The organism is Lysinibacillus sp. NPDC056959 (genome assembly GCF_042674095.1).
Taxonomy (GTDB): Bacteria; Bacillota; Bacilli; order Bacillales_A; family Planococcaceae; genus Lysinibacillus; species Lysinibacillus zambalensis.
Genome location: NZ_JBHURE010000027.1, coordinates 16107 through 35467 on the forward strand (window position 1 = coordinate 16107; position 19361 = coordinate 35467).

Consider the following 19361-nt stretch of genomic DNA (forward strand, 5'->3'; position numbering starts at 1 on the left):
AGCTACTCCTTTATATTTTCGGATATTTTTATTTTCCCAGCGCCCGATGTGCCAATGATTGTTGTCATAAGTACCGAGCAAATCATCAATAACGGACAAAGCACGTACGCCGAAAGTGGATTGATTGAAAAACTAAACGATGACGCCCCGAATGAGGCAATTACTGCACCTGCAAGTATCTCTCCAAGAGTGTTTGCCAGAATGGTGCCAACAATTATTCCGATAATTGATACAAATACTGCTCGCGAACCAAACTGCACCGTAATATCCAACTTTGTAAAACCTAGGGCTTTCATTATCGCAATCGAATATCGATCCTTTGCGACAAGCATTTTCATAAACAACAATGTAACTAGAATCGTTATTACAAGTGCTATGGCAATTGCGGCAATGGAGGCCTTTCCGACTGATTTTATAGTCGAACCGAAAGTTTGTTTGACAAACTCATCAATATTGGAAATCTTAGCAAAAGTAAATCGGTCCGTATAGTTAGAGATTTTTTCATCGACAAGGGTTTTATCTGAAAGCTTCGCACAAATAACGCTCCACATTATATTTTCCGAATGATCGGTAAATACAGCCTTTGCCGTTTTACCACCGTTCGTAATGTCAGAATAAATGCCACTTACCTTGAGCTTACTCTCCTTCCCCTTCATGATGACCCTAATTGTATCGCCGACTTTTTTCTTCATTTCATCAGCGTTTATAGCCGAAAGTGCAATTTCGTTTTCTACAGCGGGTGCTCTGCCCTCGGTATATTCGATAGGGAATATCGAATGGTCGCCAAGTTCGATTTTGATATTTTCTTCCGAACCGTCTTCCATTTTTGTTTTGAATGTCTTTGTTGTAAGGATGGTGTACTTTGAAATGGAACTGTCGCTGTTCATATATTCTAAAACTTCTGCAGTTTTTTTAGAGATTTGATCAGTTTGTTGAATATCAAGGCGAATATCGTAGTTTCCAATACCCATATATTTAATGAAGCTTGTTGAGGAAATCGTGTTGTATAGGTTTTGTGGAACAATAATGATAAATGCTGAAATGACAAGTACTGCAAGCATTGTGGCATAAAGTCTTTTCCTTGCGAGAACATCTTTGATCCCAAGGAAAAGATTCGTATTTAACAGCTTATTTTTGTTCAGGCAAATACGTTGTGCACCTGTGCTTTTTTCCTGCGAAATGCCAAAGCGTATTGCTTCTGCCGCAGATATTTTCCGAAATCGTCTAAGCACACCGCTTACATAGGCTAAAATTGCAAAGTATACAAGTAGAATGCCGATGACCCCTAAAGACGTGGCAAAAGAAGAGTTTTCACTTTCCCCCATATAAAGCCGGATGTTTTCTAGCAGCATGTTTTTGAACATCAATGAAAGTGCATAACCGAGAATACTACCCACTGCCGCAATTGCTGCGTACTTCGCAAGATAAATTTTCTTAATGTCCGAAATGCGTAGCCCTATTGCCTTCATAACACCAATTTCACGGTAATCGTCTTCGATTTTCGCAAGGAGTGTAAAGCGTATGCACATAAATGCGATAGCAACGACAAGAACGCTTATAAGAAGAATAACTGCTATCATAATCCCGTCAGAAAATGCGTTAATTGTTTTGAAAAGTGGATATGTGATCGTTGGTCCGTTCGCTTCAAGTCCCGCGGAAGCATAAGCAGTTTCAAATTCACCGAGCGCCGATAAATCCTTTAATCTAAACTCAATCAAATACTCCACACTTCCATGGCTTTTAATTGCAGCGTAATCATTTGCACTTACGAGAAATCTTTTTGAAGAGGACAGCATAGAATTCATCTGTGAATCCCGGAGGAATCCTGCTACAGTAAATTCCTTTTCGCCTATTATAGCTTTATCACCAACCCTCGTAGTGGCGTCCTTCATATAGTTTATTGGAACATACAGCTCTCCATCGGATACGTTAATTATGTTTCCATCAATATCAAAAAGATAATCAAACTTTTCACTCTGTATGCTAAAACCATTGTCTTGAACATTATTCGCAAGTGAACGAGCACCTAAAATAATTTGACTGTTATCCAAGTTGAGAAACTCAAGCACTTGAAATTCATTGACATTGCTGTTTTGCTCCGCGAAGTTTGTAAGTCGGACAGTATCGATATCCCCAGAGTGCATTTGCATAAAATGCGGCGTCTTCGCCTGATTCATAAGTGAATCAATAGCACCTGAAAGATTTACCATAAGTATCGCCGATAAGGAAACGAGCATAGCCGCAACAGCGACAAATAACGTTGTTGTCAGCGTTATCAGTTTGCTTTTTAAAAAGTCATTTCGGATTAATCTATAATACATAAGTCACCTCTGTTTTCAGTTGAAGAAAATTAATGAAGTAACACAAAATCCAAAGCCCGCTTCCTATTGCTGAAATTAGCTTCCCTGACCAAAACAGAAGAAATTTTTTGAAAAGACGCTCGGAATCAACCATCGTTGTTTCCATTTTCTTCACCCCCATTGCCAAACATCTTCATCATGTACATAAGGCTTCCACTTTCGACACCGAGCAGTCTTTCTACGTTGAAGACAAAAGCTGGTATACGTGAAGCACGCTCTTCATCGGTCATATCAAGCATATCATCATCAAAAACAGTATTCGTATAAGCCACAATCATTTCCATACATTCATATGGATACGGTGTACTAAATAATCCTTGCTCAATACCCTCATGGATTATTTCCGTCAGTATCGGTGGCAGACCGTTCATGATGACCTTTTGTATTTTCTGATGCATAAGCGCGTTCTGGGGCTTATGTATATGGTCAATAATTTCCTTACCGTTTCCGCTACTTATGTTTAATGCCATTACAACACGGACAATTCGCTCGTGAACGGGGATGCTCTTATTTGCAGCAATTCCTTTTGCTGCACCTAGAATTTGAGCATGATACCGCTCAATTAACGCGTCCATAATATCCTCCTTCGACTTGAAGTGATAATACAGCGTTCCCCGTGCAATACCAACCTTTTCAAGAATATCGTTAGTACTTGTGCCATCAAAGCCCTTCTGACCGAAAAGCTTATCAGCTACATCAAGTATTTCGTTTCTACGCTCCATTGCTTCTTTTCTCATTATTACGCCTCCCCAATAGACCGACTGTCTGTCTACAAAAAATTATAACTTTTTTCTATAAATTGTCAATAGGCTGTTGCCATTTTGTAAAAAACTATCAATTCATTTTCCTGATCATCTAGAGTTTAACGATGAATATTGCCTTCTCTATATGTAGAAAACTTCCACACAAAAATATCCTTTTAATCATAATAAATGATAGAATTAAATGTAAGAAGTTTATGCGTTAAGAGAGGAAAACAACAATGTCTGAAGTAAAAAAAATGGATTTTACAATTGGACAAAAGATTCGTGAAAGCTTACAGGCTGATTGCCAAAGCTGTTTTGGTCTATGCTGCACGGCTTTAAATATTGCTGCTTCTAGTGACTTTGCCATTCATAAAGCAGCCGGAACACCTTGCCCTAATCTACAATCAGATTTTAGCTGCCAAATTCATCATAAACTTAGAGATCAAGGGTTTAAAGGATGTACAGTTTTTGATTGTTTAGGAGCTGGACAAAAGGTTTCACAAACAACTTTTCATGGACAAAACTGGCGACAATTCCCTGAAGTTTCCGGGAAAATGTTTCGTGTCTTTCCGATTATGGAACAACTTTATGAAATGATTGCTTACGTAGCGGAGGCTTTATCGTATAAGGTAGATTCATCCCTATATAACAAACTACATTTACAATTAGAACAGCTACAGCGTGCAACAGAGCTGGAAGCTGGTGCATTATTAGCAATAGATATCCCTACTTTCCGACTGCCAGTGAATGTTTTACTGTTAGAAACAAGTGAGCAAATTCGCCAAAGTCTTATCGTAAAGATTGGAAAAAACGCTCGAAAGTATGACAATCGAGGGGTTGATTGGATGGGGAAAAATTTAAAAGGCAAAGATTTAAGAGCTACCGATCTTCGAGGATCTTATTTAATTGCTGCCAATCTACAAAATGCAGATTTAAGAGGGGTTGATTTTATTGGCGCAGATTTACGTGATACTAATTTACGCGGCGCAGACCTTTCAACAAGTATGTTTTTAACCCAAATGCAAATTAATTCAGCACAAGGCAATCTTCAAACAAAATTACCCTCCCACCTGAAACGTCCGTCTCATTGGGTTGTATAACTTGAAAAAAGGCAGATGAGAGTAATTCATCTGCCTTTTAGAATGTAAAAAAACATATTTTGTTTGGGTAAAGCTGTATGGTAATTTAATCGGTAACTCCACTTGTAGTGAAATCATTTTATTATTAGCCCTAAATATTCAGCGAATTCTTTGATGAATTCTTTTTGTGAATCCAGCTCGGATTCAGCATATACTTTATTTATTCTATTTTGCGCTTCATTATTATAACCATATGAATTACATAGTATTGTTAGGAAGTGAGGGCATTCGTACAAGCCCTGTTCTTCTTTTCTTTTCATTTCTTGGATTACATCTTCTATTGTTTGGAATTTCTCAAAGTATGGAAAAATCACATTTTGCAAGTCGCTTTTAAATGCATCTAAATTACTTGAAAGACCAATTTTATACTAAGTATCTGGTTCATTTTTCAACTCAAAAATGCGAAGTCTAAGAACGGAATTAACTTCTGTTGGAAATTTTGGTGGATCCTCTTTATAAAATGGCCCAAACAATTTATCAGTAAAAATTCCAGTATTAAATGTAATCTCAACATCTTCTTTCGAATTTCCAAGTTAATGTTGCTTAATTAATTATTTTGCAACCGATTTACTAGTTCATTCGACTTTATTGTGTAACGGATAGGAGGACCAAAATGGATTTAGCAAAATTAGTGAAAAAAGCAAAAAAGGGTGATGATGAAGCATTTGAACAACTGATTGATTCTGTTCGACAAAAGCTGTACCGAACTGCCTATGCATACGTTAGAAACGAACAAGATGCTTTAGATGTCTATCAAGAAACAATTTATACAGCCTATATTTCAATAAAAACATTAAAGAAGCCTGAAAGTTTTTCAAGTTGGATTACAAAAATTCTAGTTTTTAAATCGATTGATTTTATTCGATAAGAGTCCCGCCATTTTACTGCAGATAATGAGGAAATCTTTAATGAATTAATCACTTCTGAAAATAGTGATTTTATCATGCATGCAATGGATTTGTCAGAAGCCTTTAAATTCTTAAATCCTACTGTAAAAACCATTATTTTGTTGAGGTACTACCACGATCTGTCCATTAAGGAAATTGCTGCGATCATGAATTACCCGGAAGGAACCGTTAAATCACACTTAAATAGAGCGAAAAAAGAGTTAAGACCCATTTTAAAGGAGGGTTATCTGTATGAATAAAGACAATTTCAATCGATCTATCGACAACATAAATGTACCTGTTGAAAAGCTAAAGGCAAGGGAGAAAACAGCTATCTTTCAAGCCAAGAAAAAAAGAAAAGTAGGAAGAACAACTAAACAGTCAATCTTAGTTGCATGTGGGCTATGTATATCTTTGCTTGGTTCTGGATTTGTTTCAACAGGCATGGCAGAAGCATTATCAAATATCCCCCTGATTGGTCCAATTTATAAGGACTTTAGAGACATTGCCTCAGATAAAATCGAACACGATCAACTTACGACTGTAATTGATAAACAAGATAGTAAAAATGGCTTAACAATGACTGTAAAAGAAGCAGCTTATGATGGGAGCCGGTTAATCGTAACAGTCGTTTACACAGGAGAAAAAGAACTTTCGATGGAAGAAGAAATTTTCGGCTTTAATTATATAACAATTAATGGACAACCAGTTAAACCAGCGATTGGTTCAACAGGGCAAGATGACATAAACTCAAAAACAATAATTGAACATCATCAATTTACCTTTTCTAATTATAATGAATATGGCGATGAAATTGAGATTGCCGTCCATGGAGAAGATTTATTTGGCTATGAGGGCAAGTTGAAAGTGTCTTTCCCACTAAAAAAAATAAAAGGTGATGTAATTAAATATTATCCAGAAGTTACAACTAAAACGGTGGACGAAGTTTACACGTTAACAGCCGACAAAGTAATATTTTCACCTCTATCAACAAGAATAGACCTAACGATTGATTACCCAGCTGAAATGGATGATAACGATAGTTGGCCATGGTTTGATTTCTATGTAGTCGATGATAGTGGACATATATATGATAAACTGAAACTACAAGCAGGCATGGCTGTTGGGAACTATGGTCATCATATGGTACTGACTTTGCCTCCAATGGATACGATACCAAAATCATTTACACTCAAGCCAAGTCATTTAAACAATGAGGGCTTTAGTGAAGAGGTAAAAGAATTGGAATTGGTCGTTCCTATAAATAAAAGTAAATAATGACCTCGTTTGTTTCGTTTACTCATATTGTGGAAGTATCTAAATTGAACATCGAATTTTATTAAAAGCCACGTGAACAGCCGAATTCCATAGACATAGAATTCGGCTTTTTATATTAAATATTCATACCGTTGAAAATCAGTATTATCCTGATGCTCTCCCTATTTGAAGACATATTCCTTCTTCCACTAACCTGTCTCCGTAAGTTCAATAAAAAAAGAGCTGCATATGCAACTCAATGATCATCAAGAAAAAAACCTCATTAGTTGAAGAAGGTCCTAATGATTTTCATCTAATTAGATAACGCGGTCTTCAATACCTAGGTTATAAATGTTCAATATTGTAGCAAGATCAATAGTTGTGCTCTCTATCCTTTCAACTATTTTTTCTACTGCTTTGTAACTTGCATACTGCCGATGATAAGCATGATAATACCAATTACCGCCAGAATTATCTGAACTAAGAATGGACTCAATGAAAACACTGTTTCACCTTGCAAGTGCAATCTGAATAACCTTTCATTCAGCCCCACAATCGCCAATATTGGCTTAAGAAACAAACTTAGCGCTAATAATACTATCCCCCAAATAATATTGCTATTCATTTATTCAAAACCTCTTTTCCAATTAAGATAAATGAAAATTAGTTTGCAATAAAACGATCTATCATTGTCTTTCTATAATTTTATCCGAAATTGTCAATGTTTGCTTGATAATATCCACAACAAGTCAAAAATTCGCTGTAATAAAAAGTGTCCACCATCTACGTAAAAGTCACTCCTCCACCTGCATAATCTCTCCACTCGCACATGTCATACATTATAGCACTGTGGTCGTTGCGACCATTAATGATTGTAATATCATACGCGATCTTCTTATGCGTAATTTAGGCAATAGCTTAAATTATTGTTTTCTGAGCCTCTCCGCAAATTCTATGCAAATTACCTACTATTCCTTAAAGAAAATAGCTATCTTCTTCACTCATTTATGGCAGAAATACTTTTAAAATCTGCTATTCTCATCTCTTGCCACCCCATATTTTATCGTTTCCAACTATTCTGCTGGTTTAGTTTAAGGTGAAAATGGCTCCACTCCTTATTGACTTAAAGCCTCCGGTAGTTGAATAAGACAATACAAAATTCGATTATCCTTTAAGATTGAAACCCACTCTAATCATTCTATTTGTGACCAAGGACCATGTACTTCTTGTTTCTGCATTTCAATTGTCCAATAAGAATAGTCATCTTTAATAGGATTTTTTGGTGGCTCTTCAATACCTCGCTCAATAGCCTCCAAATGCAATTGTTTAGCATTAATATATTGATCATCCCACCATACATCAGTCACATTTCTGGTACATATAAGTAATTTATTATATTTTCCTTTTCAGTCTTTACTGGTTTCTCCCCATAAATTGCAATTTGATGGGCAGAGAGTCAATCCATTCGATAACCATTATCTATTGTAATTGTATAATAAGTTAAGCCAATGCATTCATTTTATGTAATAATTTACTAAGTGCTGCCCCGTTAGCACTAGAAGCGACTGTTCTAATTGAACAATCGCTCCCCGTTAGTTTAAGTACATTCCTTCACATATCTAACATATAAAATTGCATAATCTGAGTAGAAGTAATAAAATCGTTTAATTTCGAAAGGTTAATAATTCATAATCTCACCCAAAAGTTAAATTGTTAAAAACATCCAAGTTATTGTCATAATAATAAAAGTAGCAGCTATACACATCCAAAATATATTTCTTTTTGTAGATGCCTCACTATTATTAACAGTCTTTTTGATAAAACCTGTTAAGTTCAAGCAGAATACAATTGCAAAAACAGGATTAAGTAAAAATGAAAGTGCTAAAACAAAATCTATAAATTCCTCCACTTAATACACACCTCTCTCTCCTATGTTTAACTAATCGACTATCGACATACTTTTTCTTTTCGGTGATATCGAAATTATAGCATTTGTTCTTCAACTAACCTGTCCCGTTAGTTGAAGAAGAGGTGAGTAGATTTTGCTCATAAATAAAAACTGAACTAAATTTTATAAATATAGTTCAATTTAAAAATATACTATGGCCGTTTATAAACCTGTAACATTATCAAAAGGTAAGGGACTTATACCATAATGGTTGATCCAAATTAAAATAGTCATGATCTTCTAGAATGAGATGGATTCTTTCCAATGCATCATCGAAAGATTGTTCATCATATTTTTTCGTCCACACAATCGTAGAGACGATATTCATCGCTGCATAGAGGGCATATATTCGCCAAAATGTATCGTCTGGAGATTCTGTAATATAGCCATTTATTTGTCCAATACAAAATGGGATACTATGTCTTCTGCTAAACAAAGAAAGATTATAAAAATCATGATATGGGTCACCAAAATCATAGCCATTAAAATCAATTACGCCATTGTACGTGTTATTTTGTACAATGATATGACCAAGATGAAAATCATCATGGAGTAATGATATAGGTCGCTCTTTAAGAAGGTAGAAATTGTTTTCAATAAAGTTTAATATTTTATGCTCTTTTGGCAGTTGATAGCTATCTTTTTTATATTCATTTAAATAAAAACTGAATTTCTTTTTTTGAGCTTCTTCCCAGTGTAGCGTTTGTGGGGCATGGGCATGTAGCTGATGAATTTTTCTTAATTCTTTCCCAGCAGCAAGACCTATATTAAATTGCGCCACATCAGAAAGATTCCAAATGAATTCATCTGCAGGGTATCCTTCAATATAGCTTAATACCATGACAGAAAGATTAGCCTCATTCAATAAAGTACATTCTATGGCTTTATTCGTTTTTACACCTTGTTTTTCTAATGCTTGAAGCAATGAAAATTCGACGGTTCGTTTTTCATGATATTGTATGTCTGATAATCGTATAAAGTATTGATTTTGGCCGACAGTAACTATGTATTTTTCATCTGGTGAGTATCCTTTTTCGATTTTTTTTATAGATGAATACCCTTTAAGGCTCGATATGTGGTCTATTACACTTTCAATTAACAAAGTCAGTTCCCCTTTCTCTCAACAAGTAACAATGAAAATGATACTAACTAATAAAAACTTCGGAAGCAGATTCCTTGTTTGATCTTTAACTCTGCGCCCCGTTAGTTCATTAAGAAAAGCGATTCTTATTAAAGAACAGGCCCGATTGTTTAAGAATAAATCTTTACCCATTCTTCACATCCACCACTTTAAAACGTTCACAAACAAGGAGCATATCTTCCGAAAAATCATGTCCGATTGCGTTTAACTCGTTTCTGAAGAACTCTTCATGAGCTTCCCACCAATATGTATAGGTTCTATCTCCTTCGCCTTCTGCAATAGCAAACTCTTCAGTGACCTCATTCATAGGAGTGAGCGTAACTTCTACTGTTTTAATAATTGCTACAGGTATATCATTATTGTTTAAAATAATGCTGTAATCCTCTGTTGTTGGCAGTGGTTCATTCTCCAGTTCATAAAAAATATATCCTGAGCATGTTGCAGTTTTACTTCCATCTACCACCAATTGTGCGAGATAATCAGGATCGGCCCCAAATTGCCATGCACTAACTGACTGAGGTTGAGGTTGATTCTTCCAATATTCATTCCAGTACTCCTGAGCCGCTTGATTCATAGTATTCCTCCATATGCGTCTTTTATTTTAGTAACATTTTACCATAAATAGATTAAGCACTCTAAAAATCTAATTCCATTAAATGACTAAATGTTGAAGAAAGGTCATACAGCACTCTTAAACTAACTTGTAGCGTTTTCTGCAAAATATCGAAAAGTCTTATTGTAACAATACTCATATACCTTGAATAAAATTTGCATAGATAATGTACATACAAAAAAAGCCATAAACACTGATTTAACAGCACGACCGTCACAGTTCCAATTTCATTCCATAGAATACTTTTCCTATCAAATCATAACTATGTATTGCCTAATTTATAAATGTAATTTTTTCCTCTTTGAACTAAACTGTTTCGTTAGTCGAAGAAAAAAAGATGAGATCTCAGTGGAATCCCATCTTTAAGTAAAGCTACCCGTTAGTTTAAAAAGACATTCCTGCTTCTTTTATTGCAAGATAATAAACCTCATCATTCAATTTTGGAACATCAGTCTCCAGTAATTCATTTCTAATGGTACTAAATAGGTCACTTGTAATGTTAGGAAATATGTTTTCCCAATCCTCTCTTTTATCCAGATTGTTTAGCGATACAATGATAACAAAATAAATGTTCGGGTATCGCTTCTTAATTTCGGAAGAGTATTTTAAAAACTCTTTAAGATACTTATCAAAATGATGACAGTCGTATTCTTCAACACCTGTATAGAATGGAAATCCACTTGCGTCTTCCCACTCTAAGAGAAGTCCCGAAAAAGCAGTATGTGAACCTGCTCTAAATCTGAAATTATCATCATTAAAATGTTTATAATAGGGATAAAACAATTTGCCACACCAGTCTAAGTCTATTATCCCACCCATTCTTTTTATTTCATTATGTAACAGGACCAGTTTTTCATTAATTGAACTCATTGATAGTCCTCCTTTAGAACAAAATTAAGAATAGCTTTTAAACGGTTTAGTTGTTTTGCATATTCAAGTAGCCTGCTCCGTTAGTTCAATAAGAAGTTTAACTTCAGTAAACCGATAATCATTTATTTATTCTAGCAACTAGGAAAAGGTCGGATATTTTTTTTACAACCATTCGTTTATTTTCAATGATCCGCTCAGTCTCTTCACCATATTCATGATCTAATAAATAGACAGGAGGATTATTTCCTTCGTGTATATTTATTGCGTAAGCATCACCAATTGCTATTTCTACTCCGATACAAATATAACCATTTTCAAATACTGCACATCCAGGAACAGCGTCTAAACATTCTTCAATAATACACTTTGGATTCAAGAATTCGATTCGTAATTGGGGATCTTCATCTTCTGCATCAAAAGGAACCACCAATTCACTATCACACACTTCTACTGTAGTCATTAAATCGATCAACCATTCTGGAAGTTTAGTATCTAGTTTTTCATTTAGGTCATTTATTTCACCAACTGTCGCTATCCTAGTGGATGTTCCAGACCTTTGAATCATTTCTTTAGCATTTGTAATTACTTCATTAACCAACGTGACTCCTCCATACAATTATAAATATTTACCACTTCTTAAATTAACGCTATGATGAAAATTCTTTTACATGTTCCTTACTAAAATGGCCTCAAATACAGCCGCCTTACTTTATAACTATTGCACCCCTTTAGCAGAAAATTTCTTTCCATTATCCACTAATGCAATTCTAATGTTGATTTTAAAAAATCCAGCTAAGAACTGTAGCAGCTCCAACAAATACAAGAATAGTTATTAAAAATGTTATTGAAAGACAACCAAAAATAATTAATTTATCTTTAAGTTCTGTTGGAACATCTGGTTTTTCTACTAATTTTTCTTTTACTTTATATAAAAGTGCTGGGTCTAATTCCAGTCCTTTTAAAATTTCAATATCGCCTTTATACTTTAAAGCTCTTGCTATATTATTTCCTATAGAGTTTTCAAATTCTATCCACGCATGTATCATTATTGGGGTCTTATTCTTTTCTAAATACCAATATCGACCAGCCATTGCAGGATATTTTAACTCGAAATAAATATCTCCCAACTTTTTACGAAGTTTTAATTCATTTGGAAAGGTGGATATTAACCCGTGTAATCTATCCCTTGCCTTCCCCAGATCATCATTTTTAATATCCTCTTCTATTCGTTTTAAAGCCTTTGAAATTTCCTTTTTCAATAAAAAAACACCCTCGGTTATCCTAATTCCTTACTTACTCTATAATAACCGTTTCCAATTAGGATCTTTTTCGTCTTTTTCATTTGGTTTTCTTACAAACTCAATACACCTTTCTTCACAAGCTCCAAATACAATATAATTTTTTTGTGCTTGCCTTAAGGATGCAATATTAGCTCCACCTTCATAATCAGGGTCATCAAATTGAACTCCATCATCTTCCCAAAAGCAAATTCCACATATATCGTAAGTTCCTGGTGGCTCTTCGTCTAATGTTCTATATCCACAACAAGGACAAGTATATTTCATATAATTTCTCCCATCTACCTTCCTCATGCCATTTCTTAAAACTCTCTCTAGATCCATTAATTGTTTGATTTTGCATCGTGTTTTTGTTCCCATTCAAGTAAGGTTTTAGCGTTCAAATCAAACACCTCTTTTTATTATCAAATTATTTCTTTTCACTTTATTTATATATGTAATTTTATCCTTCTTTAACTAAACCGCGCCGTTAGCACAATAAGGAAATGGAGCTGTCTAAGCTTCCCAATGATCTTCAAGCAACCTTGCTTGAGGATACTAAAAATTCAATAATTTTCTTTTTTCCAACTTTTATATTCTCGAAACTCTAAAAAGCTATACGTTATTATCAACGATAAAATAGGGACAACATAATACTTCGGAGGTCCAAATATACAGATAGCAACAATTAAACCTGCAATATAAAGTGCAGTATATAAAAAATATGATTTTTTTCGATATTTTAAATATAGTTTTACCTTACTCATTACTTTTCCTTTCACAACAAAATTCTTACTAATTATCTACCTTGAACTATCCTGCTTAGTTAGTAAAAAACGTCTTCACTTATTGGAGAAATGCCCCTGTTCTAATTTCTTACCAAAGAATTCTTGACCTATCAAATCTTAACAATGTATTGCTTTTATTTATATATGTAATTTTTTCCATACCCCGCTCAACTGCATAGTTAAAGTATATTTCTTCACAAATTCTTGATATTCGACGAAGTAGTGAATTACTTTATTTTTAATATCCTCAAAACCAACGTTATAAAAATTTTCCTAATTATGTTATGCTTTGATATACAAAAATCCACATTTCAAGAAGGATCTATATATGAGAAAACATACTACAATCGGAAAATTCATTTATTGGATAGGTTTCTTTATGTGTATAAGTGGATTTGGAACGTCACTCGGCCCTCTTCATTACAATTCATTTATTCCGAATAAATCCGCAGCACTACTATATATTTTTATTGGAATTGCTTTTGTGTTAACTTCAAACTTTTTTAAAAATAGAACGAATCGATAACTAAATGTTTTTTCTTTACCTTCACATATTCACTCAATATAGGGATGTAATTTAAAATTGTACTTTACTATATCTGCTCATATCAGTTCCGTAACTCTTAAGTGATGCCACCCTATAAAAAAGAAACCACCTCAAAAATAATGAGATGGTTACCTCTTTCAGTTAATAGTAAGGGAATACAATGAAGCCTCCGATATTTGATAGTGACACCTTAAAATCTTAACTTGATATCGATGTGGTGCTACCCCTCATATGATTACAACCATATTTTTGCCAATTGTGAGACGCCTTTTATGATCTCTTCCTCACTTAAATTACCCAATCCAAGTAAAATATGTGGATATTGTGGTTTATATTTCGAGAAAGTTTGTGAGCAAGGATGAACTGCTATCCCGTGTTCATATGCACTTTCAATTAGCATTTTTTCAGTCATTTTTGTTTTAACTTCAATAATAACGTATACTCCGGAGCTACTACCTTTTATTTCAACATCATTTTTAAAGTGTTTTAGTAATTCCCTATTCAATAGATTCATTTTACGTTTATACAAAGCTTTCATCTTCCTTAAGTGTGAGTACCAATAGCCTTCATTCATAAAGATCGCCAAAGTTCTCTGATGAATAGATGAGGATGTTTGCTCTAGCAAAGGAAGTATCTTTTTATATTCACTTACTAGTCTCTTTGGCAAAACCATATAACTAACCCGGATAGAAGGTAACAATGCTTTTGAAAAAGTTCCTAAATAAACCACTCTATCATTAGAATCTAAGCTTTGAAGAGACGGTATAGGTTGATGGATGTAACGAAATTCACTATCGTAATCATCCTCAATAATATATCCTTCCACCCTTTTCGCCCATTGAATTAACTTTAATCTTTCATTGACGGGGATAGTTACTCCGTATGGAAAGTGGTGAGTAGGAGTGACATATAAAAGTCTAGAAGATGACTGTAAAAGGCGATCGACTTGAATGCCTTGTTCTGTTACCGGGATTGGATCAATGATAAATGACTGAAGCGCAAATAAGTCCCTTGCCACATTATATCCAGGGTCTTCTACTGCCAGATATTGATAGTCTTGCTTAAGCAACAGCGTCAAAAGTAATAACAAGTGTTGTGTACTACTGCCAATAATAATCTGTTCAGCAGAAGCATTTACCCCTCTTGATTGGAACAAGTAATCTACTAATGCCTTTCTTAGTTGAATATCACCTTGTTTATCTCCGTATGAAAACATGCTAGAGTCTTTAATTACTTTGTTAGTAAGCATTCTCCATGTTTTCAATGGGAAGTTCTCTTGATCCACTGTCCCGATTTTAAAGTCAATCGTTTTTATGTCAGTTTGTTTCTTTTCATGATGCTGTTCTTTAATGGGTTCATAATTAAGCGTCTCATCCGATATATTTGCATCTACAAAAAACCCCTTTTTGTTCTCACTTCGAATATACCCTTCCGATTGCAATTGTTCATAAGCTAGCTGAGTTGTGTTTCTGCTGACCTCTAATTGGAGAGCAAGTTGCCTAATTGATGGCAACTTCGTATTCCACTCTAATTTACCAGATAAAATCTGAGTTCGTATGTATTGATAAACTTGTTGGTACATAGGAATATTACTTTCTCGATTGATATTAAAAATTAGCTCATTCATCATTGAAATACCTCATCTGTCATTTGTGTTTATTGTAAACTGTACCTTTTAGAAATGACAGTATAAATGAATAATGAATTTAGAAAAAGGGCACTGATGACAATATTTATGTACATATTTTGTTTGATTGTATGGGGAATTAACTTGATAGCAATAAAAATTTCAGGAACTTCTGTCATCCTGGGAGGTCTTAGCCTAAGTTCCTCTGTTTCATCGGGTGGTTTGACGCTACAAGGAATTTAATATTTTAGAGGAGGTGGAAATATTGGATAAACCTCGATTATGGACAAGGGATTTTATCAGTATTGCCATTACTAATTTTCTCGTGTTTACAACATTTTTTTATTTATTGGTCACATTACCGATATATACTTTACAAGAATTGCATGGTGCCAAAACGGAAGCAGGACTTATTACTACAGTTTTTTTGATTGCCTCCATCCTAACACGCCCATTTGCAGGTAAATGGATCGAAAAAGCAGGAAAATATGTCGTTTTTATAAGTTCCCTCCTTGTTCTTTTCACAGCTTCAGCTTTGTATTTTATTCCACAATCTTTGATTGGCTTACTATTTCTTCGTTTTTTTCATGGAATTGGCTTTGGAATGGCCACAACGGTCACTGGAGCAATTGTAGCTGATCTTATCCCTGAATCCCGTAAAGGAGAAGGAATGGGGTACTATGGACTAACGCTAAATCTTGCTATGGCTATTGGTCCCTTTTTAGGTTTGACTGTTATGCATCAAACAGCGACAAGTCTAATGTTTATCTTAAATGCATGTTTTGCTTTCTTTGCACTCGTTGCAGGATTATTTGTTAAATTACCTAAGAAAACTTTTATGCCTGAACAGGAAATTGAACGAAAAACAAGCATGAAAATTGGAGATTATTTGGAACGTTCCGCCATTCCTGTATCATTGATTTCAGCTTTCTTTGGACTGATTTATTCAGGAATTATTTCCTTCGTATCCTTATATGCTAAAGAGCAAAGCTTAGTGGAAGCTGCTAGTTATTTCTTTGTTGTATACGCAGTGGTCCTTTTAATTTCACGACCTTTTACCGGAAAATGGTTTGATTTATTTGGGGCAAATATGATCATTTATCCCGCTATTTTATGCTTTGCAGTCGGTACGTTTTTACTGAGTGTATCGAATACGTCCTTGTTATTTCTTACATCTGCGGCCCTTATTGGTGTTGGATGGGGAACTGTATTTCCAAGCTTTCAAACTATTGCTATTCAAGTAGCACCTCCTAAAAAGAGTGCATTGGCTACGGCTACATTTCTTTCTATCTATGATTTTGGGTTCGGCATTGGGTCATTTATCTTTGGTATTGCCGCAGCTAAATTTGATTATGGATCGATATATTTTTATTGTTCATTCCTTATCATAATCGGAATTGCTGTTTATTATTTACTACATGGGAGACTATCTTCACATTCTATTGTGAAAAAGGTAAAGAAAGAGATTGCTTAGGGTTTTGACTTCAACAGCATAAAAAATATGATCATTTTCACGCTATTGCCGTGTAAAATAGATTCTTCAACATATGTCATGCTGAACTTAATGAACCTACTAAAAATGTGCGTTTGAAAAGAATAAAACGCCACTTCAACTTAAACATTGAAGTGGCGTTTTGAGTACTCTTTTTTAACTTACCATATCTTCTCCACCCATTCAGGATGATCTATAAATGGATTTCGATTGCCTTGGATTTCGTAAATTTTTTCATTTCTTTGTTTTTCATATCCATCTACAGGATCTTGCTTATGCCATTGTAAAAGAACAGAAAGCTTACCGTGATAAAGAGCTGTCCCATTATTAACTTTGTCATTTAATTCAAGATCCACCTTATCGCCAGCTTCATAACGAGTGGCCATATATAATAGAATACGTGCTACATCACCTTTTACGCGATTAGATAAATAATCGAACTACTTTGTTTTAAATGATCAATCTTTTTTATAAAAAGTTCTACATATACAACTCAATCGTCACAAACCTCAATACTTACGGTGTTATTTATGGAAAACACTCAAGGTGTTGTCTAGCAACAGCTCTCTATTAGATTACGAAAGTTAAAATAATGTTAAGAACAGTTTTCTGACTTTTATCAATTTTTGTTCTATTTGTAACAAAACTTGATTTTGAAACTTAAATAGACCGGTCGCATAGGATTCTCAAAAGGACTTTATACCTCTAATTAAATGCAGAGGTCTAGTTTTACTAGGCTTATTTTCTTTCTTATTGGTATTATCTATGATACCAAACTCCAAGCAGAAATTAATTTTCTGATTTTTATCAACTTTTATTCAATTATCAACAAAAGTTGATTTTAAAATTTTTATATCTCATGATAAGTTATTAACACCCGGGGAAATAGTAAAGGAAAAGGAAAATAAAAAGTTTACTAATGACAATTACTTTCACATTACACTATTCGCTATGCAATTAAAATGAAACTTTAACCAGCGAGGGTTTTGTTCATCCCCACTAATTATTAGCCTTCACTAATTGGGCTTTACTAAAAATGCGGGATGAAGTTTGACAAACGAAGAATAATTATTGAATATTTATAAACTGTTTCTGAACCGTGAAAATATTTTAAAATAAGGAGAGATGAAGGATGAAGGATGAAGTTTAATAAATCAGTTAAGTCAATTAAAATAGCTTTAGTTGCACTAGTTTTAACAGCAATGGTGGGTGTTACTACAACTTTTGCAGCAACATATTATCATGATTATGGTTTTGCAAAAGGAAAGGTATATATTAACTATTGGAAGGATTCTTCCGTGGCCTCATTTGGATATACTAGTTATTCAAATACAGGAATAAACAATTGGAAAAACATCACAGGTAACCTAAATATAACTGAAGTAAAATCCTCACCTACATACTTTGGGATTGTAACATATGTTGGTAATTCTATTCCTGGATTTGATGTTTATGGTGTTGTTGATCATTTTAAATATGGTCTAACAGGTTTTAAACAAGTTAACCCCGATGATCAAAGGGATCGATCAAGAGTTCGGATGGACCATACCAATCTCAAAAGCATGAAAAACAATGCTGAAAAACAATACGCATTTACACATGAGTTTGGCCATGCAGTGGGGCTGAAACATAATAACAGCGGAGTTGCGTCGGTAATGAGTGAAACGATTATTTCGACAAGAAATACACCACAAACTGCTGATAAGAATAATATTAAATTGAAGTATAAGAATTAAAGGAGGAAAATATTTATGAAATTCAAAAAAACGTTGACTGCAGCTTTATTGATAGTGGCAATATCTTCTTTAGGATATATGTATGCTGATAGCAAAACCGAAGTCGTAGAATTATCGGCAATGAGTGTGACGCACAAAGATTTAGGCGAATTGGAAAATCGTTCGGAATTGATTGTTACGGGTCAACCGCTTGATAGCGAGAACCATGTTTTAATGGATGAAGAAGGTATCTTGCAAGAAGGCTTTACGATTACAAACTTCAAAATTGATGGAGTTTTTTCTAACAGCTCGGTAAAACAGTTAAATGAGGGAGATATTATTAAGGTTGCTGAACCAGTATACATTGTTGACAACGGAATGAAGCCTGGGCAAACACAATTTATTATTGAAGGTTACGAACCCATGCAACAATTCGACCGCTACATCTTGGTGTTAAAACCGGATGAAACTTATCCGGATATGAATGTTATTGTGGGTGGTCAAGAGGGCAAGTACAGTTTGAATAATGTTATGTCTAGAGGCTCAACTATCAGTGAAGGTGGAGTTCACAACTTTAAGGAAGAGCTGATTAACAAATATAGCATTCAATAACTTAATAATCTGGCTCCGAGATGGGCTAAATTACTATATCATTCTCTATTTATACAAAATGTCAAGATTATTATCATTATACATATATATATAACGAAAAAGACGAGTGTCATAATAGGTGTCTCTATCAATTGGGGTTTAGTTCAATATTAGGTTAAAATACGCATGTTATAGACAGATGTATTTTGATAAAAATGCATCTATCTAGTTTATCGACAATTGCTGAACTAATCGTATTTACATTAATTTCAGCAAGGTTCCGTATCTGTTTTCCATACTCTTGGCTAATTTGTTCTTCTTGATATTTTTAATCTAAATAATATAGTATTCCATGCAGAATTC

18 protein-coding genes and 3 pseudogenes are annotated in these 19361 nt (G+C 34.3%); 8 read left to right on the top strand and 13 right to left on the bottom strand.

The window, feature by feature from the left end:
• Positions 1–2: 2 nt before the first annotated feature.
• Both ACFTQ7_RS21340 and ACFTQ7_RS21345 read right to left on the bottom strand, forming a co-directional pair.
• Complete coding sequence (locus ACFTQ7_RS21340; protein ID WP_386830906.1) at positions 3–2321, bottom strand: ABC transporter permease; 2319 nt, start codon at positions 2319–2321, stop codon at positions 3–5.
• A gap of 125 nt (positions 2322–2446) precedes the next feature.
• A complete protein-coding gene (locus ACFTQ7_RS21345) occupies positions 2447–3097 on the bottom strand; it encodes a TetR/AcrR family transcriptional regulator (protein ID WP_386830908.1) in 651 nt (216 codons plus the stop codon).
• 245 nt (positions 3098–3342) lie between these two features.
• On the opposite strand from ACFTQ7_RS21345, the gene ACFTQ7_RS21350 reads away from it, so the two are divergent.
• The 3 genes and pseudogenes from ACFTQ7_RS21350 (at position 3343) to ACFTQ7_RS21360 (ending at position 6410) form a co-directional block, all read left to right on the top strand.
• The gene (locus ACFTQ7_RS21350) at positions 3343–4206 is read left to right on the top strand and encodes a pentapeptide repeat-containing protein (protein ID WP_386830910.1); all 864 of its coding nucleotides are present in this window, start codon (positions 3343–3345) and stop codon (positions 4204–4206) included.
• A 652-nt stretch (positions 4207–4858) separates the two neighbouring features.
• A pseudogene (locus ACFTQ7_RS21355) lies at positions 4859–5392 on the top strand (sigma-70 family RNA polymerase sigma factor).
• Positions 5385–6410 (top strand): DUF4179 domain-containing protein, encoded by a 1026-nt coding sequence (locus ACFTQ7_RS21360; protein WP_386830912.1) that lies wholly within the window; start codon positions 5385–5387, stop codon positions 6408–6410. Before ACFTQ7_RS21355 ends, ACFTQ7_RS21360 begins: the two are co-directional and overlap by 8 nt.
• A gap of 388 nt (positions 6411–6798) precedes the next feature.
• On the opposite strand, the gene ACFTQ7_RS21365 is transcribed toward ACFTQ7_RS21360, so the two are convergent.
• The 9 genes from ACFTQ7_RS21365 to ACFTQ7_RS21405 all read right to left on the bottom strand — a co-directional run bounded on the left by ACFTQ7_RS21365 (position 6799) and on the right by ACFTQ7_RS21405 (position 12526).
• Entirely contained in the window at positions 6799–7014 is a 216-nt protein-coding gene (locus tag ACFTQ7_RS21365; RefSeq protein WP_349658589.1) for a hypothetical protein, read from the bottom strand.
• 568 nt (positions 7015–7582) lie between these two features.
• Entirely contained in the window at positions 7583–7756 is a 174-nt protein-coding gene (locus ACFTQ7_RS21370) for a hypothetical protein (protein ID WP_386830914.1), read from the bottom strand.
• 338 nt (positions 7757–8094) lie between these two features.
• A complete protein-coding gene (locus ACFTQ7_RS21375) occupies positions 8095–8298 on the bottom strand; it encodes a hypothetical protein (RefSeq protein ID WP_386830916.1) in 204 nt (67 codons plus the stop codon).
• Positions 8299–8518: 220 nt separating this feature from the next.
• Positions 8519–9439: an aminoglycoside phosphotransferase family protein gene (locus ACFTQ7_RS21380; protein ID WP_386830918.1), complete on the bottom strand. Its 921-nt coding sequence runs from the start codon at positions 9437–9439 to the stop codon at positions 8519–8521.
• Positions 9440–9602: 163 nt separating this feature from the next.
• On the bottom strand, positions 9603–10052 hold the full coding sequence (locus ACFTQ7_RS21385) for an ASCH domain-containing protein (RefSeq protein WP_386830920.1): 450 nt from the start codon (positions 10050–10052) through the stop codon (positions 9603–9605).
• A gap of 423 nt (positions 10053–10475) precedes the next feature.
• Entirely contained in the window at positions 10476–10961 is a 486-nt protein-coding gene (locus ACFTQ7_RS21390; RefSeq protein ID WP_386830922.1) for a hypothetical protein, read from the bottom strand.
• A gap of 118 nt (positions 10962–11079) precedes the next feature.
• Positions 11080–11559, bottom strand: coding sequence for an SMI1/KNR4 family protein (locus ACFTQ7_RS21395; protein WP_386830924.1), 480 nt, complete (start codon positions 11557–11559; stop codon positions 11080–11082).
• Between the two features lie 181 nt (positions 11560–11740).
• Complete coding sequence (locus ACFTQ7_RS21400; RefSeq protein WP_386830926.1) at positions 11741–12220, bottom strand: DUF6584 family protein; 480 nt, start codon at positions 12218–12220, stop codon at positions 11741–11743.
• Positions 12221–12259: 39 nt separating this feature from the next.
• The gene (locus ACFTQ7_RS21405; RefSeq protein WP_386830928.1) at positions 12260–12526 is read right to left on the bottom strand and encodes a CPCC family cysteine-rich protein; all 267 of its coding nucleotides are present in this window, start codon (positions 12524–12526) and stop codon (positions 12260–12262) included.
• Positions 12527–13354: 828 nt separating this feature from the next.
• On the opposite strand from ACFTQ7_RS21405, the gene ACFTQ7_RS21410 reads away from it, so the two are divergent.
• The gene (locus ACFTQ7_RS21410) at positions 13355–13552 is read left to right on the top strand and encodes a hypothetical protein (protein WP_386830930.1); all 198 of its coding nucleotides are present in this window, start codon (positions 13355–13357) and stop codon (positions 13550–13552) included.
• A 256-nt stretch (positions 13553–13808) separates the two neighbouring features.
• On the opposite strand, the gene pdxR is transcribed toward ACFTQ7_RS21410, so the two are convergent.
• Positions 13809–15200, bottom strand: a complete 1392-nt coding sequence (gene pdxR / locus ACFTQ7_RS21415; protein WP_386830976.1) for a MocR-like pyridoxine biosynthesis transcription factor PdxR — start codon at positions 15198–15200, stop codon at positions 13809–13811.
• Positions 15201–15296: 96 nt separating this feature from the next.
• Between pdxR and ACFTQ7_RS21420 the strand changes: the two are divergent.
• Together ACFTQ7_RS21420 and ACFTQ7_RS21425 are read left to right on the top strand one after the other, a co-directional pair.
• Positions 15297–15383, top strand: a pseudogene (locus ACFTQ7_RS21420) (DMT family transporter); the annotation flags it as partial.
• Positions 15384–15465: 82 nt separating this feature from the next.
• The gene (locus ACFTQ7_RS21425; protein WP_386830932.1) at positions 15466–16674 is read left to right on the top strand and encodes an MFS transporter; all 1209 of its coding nucleotides are present in this window, start codon (positions 15466–15468) and stop codon (positions 16672–16674) included.
• Between the two features lie 179 nt (positions 16675–16853).
• Here the strand turns inward: ACFTQ7_RS21425 and ACFTQ7_RS21430 are convergent.
• A pseudogene (locus ACFTQ7_RS21430) lies at positions 16854–17105 on the bottom strand (endonuclease); the annotation flags it as partial.
• A gap of 726 nt (positions 17106–17831) precedes the next feature.
• Between ACFTQ7_RS21430 and ACFTQ7_RS21435 the strand changes: the two are divergent.
• Together ACFTQ7_RS21435 and ACFTQ7_RS21440 are read left to right on the top strand one after the other, a co-directional pair.
• The gene (locus ACFTQ7_RS21435) at positions 17832–18428 is read left to right on the top strand and encodes a zinc metalloprotease (protein WP_386830934.1); all 597 of its coding nucleotides are present in this window, start codon (positions 17832–17834) and stop codon (positions 18426–18428) included.
• Positions 18429–18443: 15 nt separating this feature from the next.
• Positions 18444–19019: a hypothetical protein gene (locus tag ACFTQ7_RS21440; protein WP_386830936.1), complete on the top strand. Its 576-nt coding sequence runs from the start codon at positions 18444–18446 to the stop codon at positions 19017–19019.
• The last annotated feature ends 342 nt before the right edge of the window (positions 19020–19361 follow it).

Bases quoted from the DNA above. Each gene is read 5' to 3' on its own strand.
- ACFTQ7_RS21345 (WP_386830908.1), bottom strand. From the start codon at position 3,097: ATGAGAAAAGAAGCAATGGAGCGTAGAAACGAAATACTTGATGTAGCT.
- ACFTQ7_RS21340 (WP_386830906.1), bottom strand. From the start codon at position 2,321: ATGTATTATAGATTAATCCGAAATGACTTTTTAAAAAGCAAACTGATA.
- ACFTQ7_RS21390 (WP_386830922.1), bottom strand. From the start codon at position 10,961: ATGAGTTCAATTAATGAAAAACTGGTCCTGTTACATAATGAAATAAAA.
- ACFTQ7_RS21435 (WP_386830934.1), top strand. From the start codon at position 17,832: ATGAAGTTTAATAAATCAGTTAAGTCAATTAAAATAGCTTTAGTTGCA.
- ACFTQ7_RS21440 (WP_386830936.1), top strand. From the start codon at position 18,444: ATGAAATTCAAAAAAACGTTGACTGCAGCTTTATTGATAGTGGCAATA.
- ACFTQ7_RS21350 (WP_386830910.1), top strand. From the start codon at position 3,343: ATGTCTGAAGTAAAAAAAATGGATTTTACAATTGGACAAAAGATTCGT.
- pdxR (WP_386830976.1), bottom strand. From the start codon at position 15,200: ATGAATGAGCTAATTTTTAATATCAATCGAGAAAGTAATATTCCTATG.
- ACFTQ7_RS21410 (WP_386830930.1), top strand. From the start codon at position 13,355: ATGAGAAAACATACTACAATCGGAAAATTCATTTATTGGATAGGTTTC.
- ACFTQ7_RS21385 (WP_386830920.1), bottom strand. From the start codon at position 10,052: ATGAATCAAGCGGCTCAGGAGTACTGGAATGAATATTGGAAGAATCAA.
- ACFTQ7_RS21405 (WP_386830928.1), bottom strand. From the start codon at position 12,526: ATGAAATATACTTGTCCTTGTTGTGGATATAGAACATTAGACGAAGAG.
- ACFTQ7_RS21365 (WP_349658589.1), bottom strand. From the start codon at position 7,014: ATGAATAGCAATATTATTTGGGGGATAGTATTATTAGCGCTAAGTTTG.
- ACFTQ7_RS21360 (WP_386830912.1), top strand. From the start codon at position 5,385: ATGAATAAAGACAATTTCAATCGATCTATCGACAACATAAATGTACCT.